Origin of the sequence: Bradyrhizobium sp. 44 (genome assembly GCF_023073095.1) — a bacterium.
Lineage (GTDB): Bacteria > Pseudomonadota > Alphaproteobacteria > Rhizobiales > Xanthobacteraceae > Bradyrhizobium.
In genome coordinates, this window is the sequence record NZ_JADPIY010000002.1 from 1 (window position 1) to 7,809 (window position 7,809).

The window sequence follows — 7,809 nt, forward strand, 5'->3', positions numbered from 1 at the left end:
TCAAGCCGTTCGACTTGGGCACTGCGCCTATCACTGTCCATAAGGACAGTTCTCAACAACACGCCTTATTCGGCAAGGCGGCCTTCACCGGACGGATACTCCCTGGGAGAGTCGGCCGTATTTGCCTCAGGCTGCACGCGATACGAAGCCCCATGCTTGTGGGCTAATCGCTCGCCCGCAGACGGTTCCCGCGTTCGGTATGGGCTGCGAGCGTGAACTGGCGGACAAGAGCCGCATTGGGGCAACGCAAGCTGAAGGATCAATGCAAGGCCCCCCTGAGGCGGCCTCGCTCTTCGCTCTATCTGCCGTGTCTAGTGACAGGGCTTACCCGACATCTGGGCAGCCCGGCTGTGGCAGCCGTCGTGCAACTTAGATTTCTTCATAGCTGGAGCCGCTTTGGGCGCTGCGGCCTTCGTAGCGGTCGGCGGCGTCTGAGCATATGCCGAAAACGAAGAGACGGAGACAGCTACCGTCAAAGCGACTGCAAAAAATAACTTCATTATTTCCTCCAAAAGATCATTCAACCAGAGATAACAACGAGGAATAAATTAGCCCGAAATTAAAATTACGCCACACTGAATTTAGGCCACTCTATGAAATAGGCCAGTGGCTCGGTCGACTATGGCAGATTCTGGCAACTGAGCACAGAGCCCCCGGCGTGAACCGGCGGGCCTAAACAAAAACCCCGCCGACCTTGTGAGCCGGCGGGAGTTTGAGATTGAAGATCGGCGACCGGGGTTGCCGATAGCCAAGCGGATTCTAGCACGATTAGCTAGCGGCTTGGCAAATGCCCCTTAGCGCGCCGGGTCATGCGATGACCATATGCTGCCAGTCCTGCGAGCCGACTTGCTCCAGCAACCCGTCCTGGTCGGCAATGCCTCTCTCGGCATGGTTCCTGCTCCAGATCGCGCCGACCTCCTGCTGCCCATCCTCTTGGCTGTGGTGGTGGTCGAGGGTTCCGAGGGACGGCTCGTCCTCGAGGTCATTCTCTGCGGGGTCGTGATCCTCGCCTGGGGTTGTCGTCCTCCCGGTCAGAGAAACGTCGTCCTCCAGCTCGGTCATGACGTAAGGGTCGGATTGGTCGAGGACGGATATCAGCCGGTCGATCTCGGCCTTTGCCTTCTTCCTAAGTTTGCGGAGGCGCCTGAGACGTTTCTCGGACGACCACCCCTTCTATGCCGACGCACGCATCCTTCCAAGCCCTTCCCGCATTAATCCGCCATAACAGCTTATTCGGCAGCGGCCGGTTCAGCTTCGGGCTCCAAGAAACGCGCGTGAAGAGTTATGCAGTGCTTGGAGCTGTCCAGCTGAACCCTGACTTGGTTTACGGTTGCGCCATTTCCAACGACGAGCCCGTGCTTGCCCGCAAGCCTCGGGCCAGCTGCTGGCGCCACAACTATGCGACTGCCCTTGCCCAGTTTACCAGCCACTTTACGCTGCTCGGCTGCGGACCTGGGTATGCGACTGCCCAGCGGCATGATCTCCCAACCTCTTGGATCACTCTCTTAGATGCTTGTAGTGTCTGGCATCTCACTTGGATAATCCTCGCATCCAGAAGTAGTGCGTAGCAACTCGATAAAGGTAGTTCGTCGCTCACAGCGTCGACTCAGCAGATGCGCCAAAAATCTATGTAGCGAAGAGATAATCGCTGCTATGAACACCAGCGGACGTAGCGATGCCCTTCAGCGTAATCAGTTCGTTGTGACCGTCCAATCCAGAGTGGATTTGCCAAATAGAATCAGCACCCGCGGCGCTGATGAAGGTAAATGTCGCACCTTGCGCTGCCGTACCGAAGCCTTCAAAGTCGATAGAGTCGCCAGTTGCGGCGCCATTGCCAGCAAAGTCGGAAATTGTGGCACCATTGGCAAGAGCTGCTTTGAACTTGAACTGATCGTTGCCCACTCCCCCGATAAGGGTGTTGGCTCCTCCATTTGCAATGAGGACATCGTCGCCTCCGCGGCCATCCAATATTATACTTCCCGATTTGCCGCTAATCTGATCGCCAAAATCTGAGCCGCGCACGGCAGCAACCCCCGTGAATGTGTCGGTTCCAACATGTGCGACGTCCCCATTGGCAAGGCTTGTGGAGACTCCAGTGCTGAGGTCTACGTTCACGCCATCGGCAGCGTGATAGAACGCTATACGGGTGTTGCCGTTTCCCGTGATGGTGTCGTTACCAGATTCCCCCTCGAATTCGTTTAGCGTGCCATTGCTGCCGGCGTTCACGCTCGAACCGCTGAACCCGATTGCATTGAATGTGTCAGCGAAGTCGGTCCCGCGGATAGATTCGATCGATTTCAGTGTATCATTGCCGATCGAGGCGTCCCCAGCGACCGTGCCCGCTGCAAGATCAACTGAAATTCCTCCAGTAGTCGTATCACTGGACGATGCCGAAAACATAGCGCGATCAAATCCGCCCCGTCCGTCGATGGCGTCATTGCCGGCGCCCCCAATAAATTCCTCTGCACCACTGGCATTATTGCTACCGAGTAGTGCGTCGTCGAAATCTGAACCACGTATGGAGTTTACACCGCCCGTGAAAGTATCAAAGCCGACGCCTGCTAAATCACCAGCGGCGACGCCTTGTCCCGTCCCAGCAGCTAGATCAACAGTAACCGCGGCGAGTGCGCGCGAGTAATCAACACGAGTGTCCCCATTTCCTGTCACAGTGTCGTTGCCCGCCATGCCTTCGAAAATGTTGAAGGTATCATACGAACCTGCGTTCGTGCTGCCGCCATTGAAGCCGGTGGCATTATACGTGTCCGCAAACCTAGTGCCTCGAATGAGTTCGACTCCGTGCAATGTATCACTCCCGACTGAGCCGTCGCCCACAACAGTTCCGGCTGCAAGATTGACATTGATTGCGGCGGATACGCTGCCGTCGTTGTAGTTTGCGAGATCGTAGCCGCCACGACCGTTTAGTGTATCGTCACCCCCACCACCAAAATAGACGTCCGTTACGGTCGCATTGTTAGTCCCAGAAATCACATCGTTGAAGTTGGATCCGACGACGGAGTTGACGCCGCCGATAATGGTGTCGGTTCCGACCGAGCCGTTGCCGAGGGCCGTACCTGCGATCAGATCGATGGTCACGCCGGAGGTGGCATTGCTGTACTGAACCTGGGTCGAGCCGTTGCCGGTGATGGTGTCGTTGCCGCCGTTGCCCTGGAACGAGTTGAAGCCGGCATTGAACCCGCTTGCATTATAGATGTCGGCAAGGTTGCTACCGAACGCGCTGTTAACGCCGCCGGTGAAGCTGTCGTGGCCGGTCGAGGCATCGCCTGACGCCGAACCTGCGCCTCCCGCCCCGATCGTAATTGTGACCTCGCCGGTGGCATTGCTGTAGAGCACCCGCGTGTTGCCGTTGCCGGTGACGATGTCGTCGCCGCCAAGCCCCTCGAACTGGTTGAAGCTGCCGTTGCTGGTCGAGACGTTTAGTGCGCCTGCAAGGCCATAGCCGGTGGCATCATAGGTATCGGCATAGCCGGTGCCCTGAACCCCCTCGATATTGCGCAGCGTATCGGTGCCGCTCGAGGCATCGCCAATCACCGTGCCAGCTGCCATGTGGACGGCAACCCCGCCCGTCACCGTGTTCAGGTTGTTATAACTTGACGTATCGAACCCGTCGCGGCCGTCGATGTAGTCGTCTCCCCCCAGGGCCGTGAACGTATTGTTATAACTGCTGCCCAGCAGCGTGTCGGCGAAGATCGAGCCTTGAACGGCGTTGACACCGGTGAAGGTATCGGTGCCCTCGGTCGCGCCGGTGGCACTGCCGGCCACCGTGAGGGCCGTGCCGACGGTGATCTGAAGGTCAACCGTAACGGCGGCTTGCGCGATCGAGTAATTAAGGCGCGTGTTGCCGTTGCCGATGATCGTATCGTTGCCGCCGGCGCCTGCGAAGTCGTTGAAGTTGCCGTTGGTCGAAGAGACGTTCAGGGCGCCGGCAAGGCCGTAGCCGGTCGCGTCGAAGACATCGTGGAAGTTGGTGCCCCGCACCGCCTCCACGTCACGGAGCGTGTCGGTGCCAATGGTGGAATCGCCAATAACGGTTCCAGCGGCAAGATTGATCGTGATACCCGACGTGGTCGTCACGTCGTTATTGTAGGCGACCATGTCATACCCGCCACGGCCGTCGATATAGTCGTCGCCGCCGCGGCCTTCAAAGACCTCATACGTGAAGCTGGCGTTGTTGCTGCCGTAGATCGTATCGCCGTAGGCCGACCCAAACACGCCCTGCAAGGCGTTGGTAAACGTGTCGTGGCCGACATTGGCCACATCGCCGGCCGCCGTGCCCTGCCCGGTGCGGGCGGCAAGATCGACCGTCACCGCAGCCGAGGCGCTGAGATACTCAACCCGCGTCAACGATTGACCCAGATCGTTGATGCGGCCGGTGATCACGTCGTCGCCGCCCCGCCCCTCGAAAGCGCTTTGGCCCAAGGCCACACCGGGCTGCGTGCTCGATCCCGTAAAGCCGGTCGCATCGAACGTGTCGGCAAAATCCCCGCCCACGGCGGCTTCAATGCTGATCAGCGTATCGCTGCCGACCCCGGCTCCACTGGCCGTGCCAGCCGCGAGGTTGACGGTGATTGATCCGGTCGCGTCCGTATAGACTGCCCGGTCAAACCCGTCACCACCGTCCAGACTGTCGTTACCCCCAAGCCCCTGCAGCCGATCATTCCCCGCAAGCCCGAAAATACTATCGGCTTGGCTGGTGCCGACCAGTACGTCATTGGCGGACGTGCCGATGCTGTTGCCGAAAAGCAAGTCGCTGGCAATCAGGCTTCCCACCGTGACATTGGCCAGCGTTATGGTGTTGCCGCTGCCAAAGTCGATCAGCGTATCGGAACCCTGCTGCGTCGCACGGGCCTGGATGTCGGCGAGGGTGAAGACGCTCGTCACCCCGGACAGGTCGATCCGGTCGCCCTCGCTGCGATTGAAGTCGCCGATATAGTCCGCCCCGCCGATGGAGTAGACGAACGTGTCCGCACCCAAGCCGCCAGCCAAATAGTCATTGCCGCCGACGCCCGACAACGTATCGTCGCCACCATTGCCGAACAGGGAGTCGTTGCCCGAACGACCGGTGATGGTGTCAGCGAAGTTCGATCCCTGGACGCCACTGACGCCGCCAGTAATCGAGTCGGTACCGACCGAAGCGTTGCCCGCCGCAACTCCGGTGGTCAGGTTCACGTTCACGCCCGCAGTGGCGCTAAAGTACTCGATCTGGGTAGAGCCGTTGCCGGTGATGGCGTCATTGCCGCCATTGCCCTGGAACGAATTGTACAATCCGACTCCGAAACCGGACGCATTGTAGGTATCGTTCAGGTTGCCCCCGACCGCGCTGTTGACGCCGGTGAAGCTGTCGGTGCCGACCGAGCCATCGCCAGATGCAGAACCTGCGCCGCCGGCCCCGATCGTGATGGTCACGCCGGAGGTGGCATTGCTGTACTGAACCTGGGTCGAGCCGTTGCCGGTGATGGTGTCGTTGCCGCCGTTGCCCTGGAACGAGTTGAAGCCGGCATTGAACCCGCTTGCATTATAGATGTCGGCAAGGTTGCTACCGAACGCGCTGTTAACGCCGCCGGTGAAGCTGTCGTGGCCGGTCGAGGCATCGCCTGACGCCGAACCTGCGCCTCCCGCCCCGATCGTAATTGTGACCTCGCCGGTGGCATTGCTGTAGAGCACCCGCGTGTTGCCGTTGCCGGTGACGATGTCGTCGCCGCCAAGCCCCTCGAACTGGTTGAAGCTGCCGTTGCTGGTCGAGACGTTTAGTGCGCCTGCAAGGCCATAGCCGGTGGCATCATAGGTATCGGCATAGCCGGTGCCCTGAACCCCCTCGATATTGCGCAGCGTATCGGTGCCGCTCGAGGCATCGCCAATCACCGTGCCAGCTGCCATGTGGACGGCAACCCCGCCCGTCACCGTGTTCAGGTTGTTATAACTTGACGTATCGAACCCGTCGCGGCCGTCGATGTAGTCGTCTCCCCCCAGGGCCGTGAACGTATTGTTATAACTGCTGCCCAGCAGCGTGTCGGCGAAGATCGAGCCTTGAACGGCGTTGACACCGGTGAAGGTATCGGTGCCCTCGGTCGCGCCGGTGGCACTGCCGGCCACCGTGAGGGCCGTGCCGACGGTGATCTGAAGGTCAACCGTAACGGCGGCTTGCGCGATCGAGTAATTAAGGCGCGTGTTGCCGTTGCCGATGATCGTATCGTTGCCGCCGGCGCCTGCGAAGTCGTTGAAGTTGCCGTTGGTCGAAGAGACGTTCAGGGCGCCGGCAAGGCCGTAGCCGGTCGCGTCGAAGACATCGTGGAAGTTGGTGCCCCGCACCGCCTCCACGTCACGGAGCGTGTCGGTGCCAATGGTGGAATCGCCAATAACGGTTCCAGCGGCAAGATTGATCGTGATACCCGACGTGGTCGTCACGTCGTTATTGTAGGCGACCATGTCATACCCGCCACGGCCGTCGATATAGTCGTCGCCGCCGCGGCCTTCAAAGACCTCATACGTGAAGCTGGCGTTGTTGCTGCCGTAGATCGTATCGCCGTAGGCCGACCCAAACACGCCCTGCAAGGCGTTGGTAAACGTGTCGTGGCCGACATTGGCCACATCGCCGGCCGCCGTGCCCTGCCCGGTGCGGGCGGCAAGATCGACCGTCACCGCAGCCGAGGCGCTGAGATACTCAACCCGCGTCAACGATTGACCCAGATCGTTGATGCGGCCGGTGATCACGTCGTCGCCGCCCCGCCCCTCGAAAGCGCTTTGGCCCAAGGCCACACCGGGCTGCGTGCTCGATCCCGTAAAGCCGGTCGCATCGAACGTGTCGGCAAAATCCCCGCCCACGGCGGCTTCAATGCTGATCAGCGTATCGCTGCCGACCCCGGCTCCACTGGCCGTGCCAGCCGCGAGGTTGACGGTGATTGATCCGGTCGCGTCCGTATAGACTGCCCGGTCAAACCCGTCACCACCGTCCAGACTGTCGTTACCCCCAAGCCCCTGCAGCCGATCATTCCCCGCAAGCCCGAAAATACTATCGGCCTCAATTGTTCCTATAAGCACGTTGGCACCAGCGTCGCCACTCACCGTGACACCAGCCACGTCGAGGACAGCTACCGTTAGATTCTTGTCGAAGAAATTGCCGGCCGCATCGGTGACGCGCACGGTGACCTGGTGCGATTGGGCCGTCTCGTAATCGAGGATCCCGGCGACCAACAAATTGCCATTGCTGATTGCGAACAGGCCACCGGCATTGTCCAACAGCGAAAAGGTCGCGGTCCCGGTACCACCGGGATCAATTTCAGATAGGGAACCGACCACCGTTCCTGTCGTGCTATTTTCTGCGACACTCGTGTTTGCCAAAATGATGTCCGCTGGCGCCAACGTGTCCACCGTGACATGAAATGCACTTGAGGCTACACTCGTATTCCCTGCCACATCGGTCGCCTTGGCCGTCAGCGTGTGGCTGCCCTGACCTAAACCCGCTGTCGTAATTGAGTAACTGCCGCCGATCGCGATGCCCATGCCGAGCACTGTCGTGCCGTCGGTGTCGTACAGGGTCACCGTGCTGCCGGCTTCCGCAGTACCCGCAAGCGTTAGTGTCGGGTCGTTCGAGAAGCCGTTTTCGGCAACTGAACCCGTCAGCGGCGATACATCGTCCGTCACCGTACTGATTACTGGAGCGGACGGAGCGGTGGTATCGATCGTCACCGCTTTGCTGGCGGTGGTGCCGATGTTGCCGGCGGTGTCAACGATCCGGGTCTGGTAGGTGAAGCTGATCGCATGGGTCGCCGGGTCGAGATAGCTCCAGCTCGT

General features: G+C 60.0%; 2 protein-coding genes. Both read right to left on the reverse strand.

Annotated elements, in window-relative coordinates:
* Nucleotides 1–807: 807 nt before the first annotated feature.
* Nucleotides 808–1,062 carry a hypothetical protein gene (locus tag IVB41_RS00015; protein WP_247425703.1) on the reverse strand — a complete coding sequence of 85 codons (255 nt, stop codon included), beginning with the start codon at nucleotides 1,060–1,062 and terminating at the stop codon, nucleotides 808–810.
* A 564-nt stretch (nucleotides 1,063–1,626) separates the two neighbouring features.
* Nucleotides 1,627–7,704: an Ig-like domain-containing protein gene (locus IVB41_RS00020; RefSeq protein ID WP_247425705.1), complete on the reverse strand. Its 6,078-nt coding sequence runs from the start codon at nucleotides 7,702–7,704 to the stop codon at nucleotides 1,627–1,629.
* Nucleotides 7,705–7,809 lie beyond the last annotated feature (105 nt).

Bases quoted from the DNA above. Each gene is read 5' to 3' on its own strand.
- IVB41_RS00015 (WP_247425703.1), bottom strand. From the start codon at position 1,062: ATGACCGAGCTGGAGGACGACGTTTCTCTGACCGGGAGGACGACAACC.